The 3,423-nt window shown below is 58.8% G+C and carries 4 protein-coding genes; 3 read left to right on the top strand and 1 reads right to left on the bottom strand.

The features are described 5' to 3' along the window. Positions 1 to 177 precede the first annotated feature (177 nt). On the bottom strand, positions 178 to 1,218 hold the full coding sequence (locus AC630_RS37945; RefSeq protein ID WP_074123484.1) for an AraC family transcriptional regulator: 1,041 nt from the start codon (positions 1,216 to 1,218) through the stop codon (positions 178 to 180). Positions 1,219 to 2,217: 999 nt separating this feature from the next. Between AC630_RS37945 and AC630_RS37935 the strand changes: the two genes are divergently transcribed. The 3 genes from AC630_RS37935 to AC630_RS37925 form a co-directional block, all read left to right on the top strand. Then, on the top strand, positions 2,218 to 2,457 hold the full coding sequence (locus tag AC630_RS37935) for a hypothetical protein (protein WP_074123482.1): 240 nt from the start codon (positions 2,218 to 2,220) through the stop codon (positions 2,455 to 2,457). Positions 2,458 to 2,539: 82 nt separating this feature from the next. Next, complete coding sequence (locus AC630_RS37930) at positions 2,540 to 2,719, top strand: hypothetical protein (RefSeq protein WP_074123481.1); 180 nt, start codon at positions 2,540 to 2,542, stop codon at positions 2,717 to 2,719. Positions 2,720 to 2,937: 218 nt separating this feature from the next. Continuing rightward, on the top strand, positions 2,938 to 3,423 hold a 486-nt coding region (locus AC630_RS37925), incomplete at its 3' end, for a helix-turn-helix domain-containing protein (protein ID WP_143198628.1).

The following is a 3,423-nucleotide window of genomic DNA, read 5'->3' as shown; positions in this document are numbered from 1 at the left end:
TGCGAAGAGGATACCGAGCTTCGGTGCCGCGTGATCTGAGAAGTAGATTCTCCGCCATCCGCCGGAGTTCGCGTTTTTACACAGCCAGGGCCAACAGCAGACATGCAACAGGAGCGCGAGTTTCGATTTGTCGGACAGTGGCGAGGGGGCGGACCTGCGAGCCTGCAAGGCGATGCATTAGCGACGCAAAGGACGCAAGCTGCCGATTCTTGACGGGTACTCCCCGAATAAATGGTGATACTGACTGGCGAAGCGGCCTGGGTTTGAAATCCCATATCGCGCCGCCACCTCAGCAACGGAAATCGATCCGTCAGATCTCATGATCGCCTGATGCGCAAGCTCGAGCCTGATCCGTCGAAGGGACGCCATCGGCGATGCGCCACGGAAGGCGCGAAACGCAGCCTGGAGTGCGCGGCTGCCGCATCCAGCAGCCTGGGCAATCTCCTCAAGCGTTAGCGGCAACTCCGCTTTGCTGCGCATCAACTCCTCGGCGCGTCGTACCGTGGCGGGTGTCGCTGCTCTTGCTTGGCCTCGCAACAGCATTGACCGACTATGCGTGGCCGCCAGCACGATGGTGCGGAGAAACAATTCCTGGGCCGACGCCGCAACGATCTCGTTCGAAAGCGGCGAGTCAGGATGGCCGAGCTCGGCATACAGCCACTCCGTCAGGCGGCGCAGGCCGGCGCCCGCAGCACTTGTGACATCGATGCCCGCATCGAAGTCCAGCCCCCGGACGTCCGGGCCATCCAACATCTCGGTCGCCTGGCGGCGTAACAGGCCTGCTGGTATCCAGACGTTCGTCTTTACGGCTTCATTGCCGGTCTTCAACACCGTTCCCGGCCTTCCGTGAAAGATCACGCCACCGCCGGCATTGGTCTCGGCAGGTGAAGCGGCCCGCGGCTGGCAGAGCAATCCCTGCCCCTGCTGCAGGAACGTCAGACAATAATGGTCGATGCCAGGTGATCCTATGACCATATCGGTCGCCTCGCGGTCCGCCATCCGTACGAAGCAGGTACGGCCAAGCTTTCCGACAGAGACAGTCGTTCGATATGAGTGCTTCTCGATTTTATACCGCCGCCAATCGCCCGCGCGATACGATCGCGCAAGGAACTGCGGCGGCGTGATGGCACTTGTCGGCGTAGGCGTGAACAGCTCCCACATGGTGGGAGTGATCTCATAAGGATCTTCAACCTCTACAGTGGTAACCGATCCGGCCATAGTGCCCTCCGGACAAAACAACCATGCGATCTGCGCGAACGTCTATAGCACGTCTTCTACGATGAGAGAACCGCCCGCTGGGTCGATCGCTACTCAGAAACAGCCTGTGCTGATCGCGTTCATGCTGCCAACATGTTGGGCGGACGCCCAGCCGGCCGGGGAACGCGTCCATATCGGTCTGTGACTGCGGCTCCAGTCATCCAATCCAGTTGAACCCCGCCCGAAGGAGCCCACCATCTGAAAAAGAATCGTTTTCTGTCCTGCTCTTTCGCTTCCTGAATAGGCGTCCTCGTTCCAGCATGGCTATATTGGAGGTGATTGGCGAACTTGAAAATCGGATCATTGCATATCCATCCCTGAGTTTGCGGGGACAGAGGTTCAAGATCGATCACGAGCGCTGCGGATAACGATTTCTCTACTTTGCGGAGTTTCAACGATGAGACACGCTCAATTTTACGGTGCCAATGACACGGTGAGCGCCAACACAGACCCCCTTTGTATCCCGCTCAAGCGCGTGCCGCTTCTCTCGTTCGGCGGCATAATCATGGCCGCCCGGCACATGGCGGAAATCGGTCGGCGCAGGGCGGAGCACATCGTTGTAACGCGATTTGTTGCTGGGCGGCGCTGGAGCGACTTAACCGAGCGGACGCTGAACGACGAACTCACGGGCCAAAACCACAGGTCGTTTCTCCCCTGAAATGCGTGGCATGCACGGGATGAGTTTCCGATTTCTTCGCCCCTTGGTCGTAACTAATAGAGAGATGGGTAGAGCAAGATGATTGACTTGCAGCCCCAGCCAAGATCCGTTCGTCTCTGCGCGTCTCTTCCATCTGTGGGGCCGCGCATTTCGACAAACTTGCCAAACTCGGCATCCCGCTGCAGCAACAGGCTCAACCGATCCCTGCGCTTTCAACAACGGCTTTGGCAAGCGCGCCTGCGTGCATGGAAGTCCGCCTGAGGAATTGAAGACTAACCGAACTAATTCCAAGGAGCTTTCCTGTGAATCATTTCAGCGAGGATTCCGCACACCTTACCCATAGCTTTTCGCTAAACAAACCTGCTGCGAGCAGTCGCGAAGACAGGATGACTCACAAGCGCTGGGCGAAAGCCGTGCTGGCCTTCTATGCCTGCTTGTTCTTGGCTGGCGCGATCGCGATTGGTGTCCACCAGAGCATGACCACGTCAAGCGGCATAGAACAACATGCCGCCTTGCGCACCGACATTCGATCTCACCACTAACATCTGACGCATTTCACAAGTGAGGGGGCCACTCGCCGTCATCTCAGCGCGCATGGAGCGCCAATCTCGAAGGAGTTAGGTCATGGCAACCACAGACTATACTCACACCGCGTCATCAGTGCAGGCGACACGAGACTACGACGGATGGATCATCGCTGGTTATGGCATCTTGGGAGTAATCGCGCTCGCTGCGCTCTACTTTGCGTCGGGCAGTCCGGGAAACGGCGAGGCTGCCCTTGCCATTATGGTGGCTATGCCTTGATCTGACGTCGCTCGATGCGAGGGCTTCTCATTCTCTTTGTAGCTTTTTCGCTTATACTGGCCGCACGAGGCCAGCATCAAACCAATTTCGTGCCGCGCCCGACCGCATCTATGCCACCAGTCAACGTGCCCTAGGTGTGGTCTTTCAGGAGGTTGTCCATCTGGTCTGAACCGAGGAAGCTGAGGTTGCGAAGCTTCAGTGTTCCGAGGAGAGACCAGATGAACGTCCACAAGAATGCGCCTTTGACGCCCAAAGGTCGAGAGGCGATGGTGCGAAGCGTGGTCGAGGGCGGGCTGAACCACGCCGCCGCGGCGGACCTGTTCAACACGACACCGAAGACAGTCGCCAAATGGGTCAAGCGGTTCCGCGCAGAAGGTATTGCTGGGTTGCGCGATCGCTCCTCCAGACCCCATTCATCGCCGAGCCAAACTCCGCCTGCCACGTGCAAGGCCGTCGCGGCGTTGCGCCGTCAGCGCCACACCGGCAAGCAGATCGCGGCCGAGGCGAAGGTATCACCGGCCACCGTCAGCCGTATCCTCCGCCGCTTGGGATTAAACCGGATACGGGATCTGGAGCCAGCCGAGCCGGAACGCCGCTATGAGCGCGAGAGCCCAGGTGAGATCATTCACATCGATATCAAAAAGCTCGGGCGTTTCGAGCGTGTCGGCCACCGCGTCACCGGCGATCCGAGTGGTCCGAACAAG

Source organism: Bradyrhizobium sp. AS23.2, assembly GCF_001908185.1.
GTDB lineage: Bacteria > Pseudomonadota > Alphaproteobacteria > Rhizobiales > Xanthobacteraceae > Bradyrhizobium.
The sequence above is the reverse complement of the archived record's forward strand: the minus strand, read 5'-3'. Positions and strand labels throughout refer to the sequence as shown.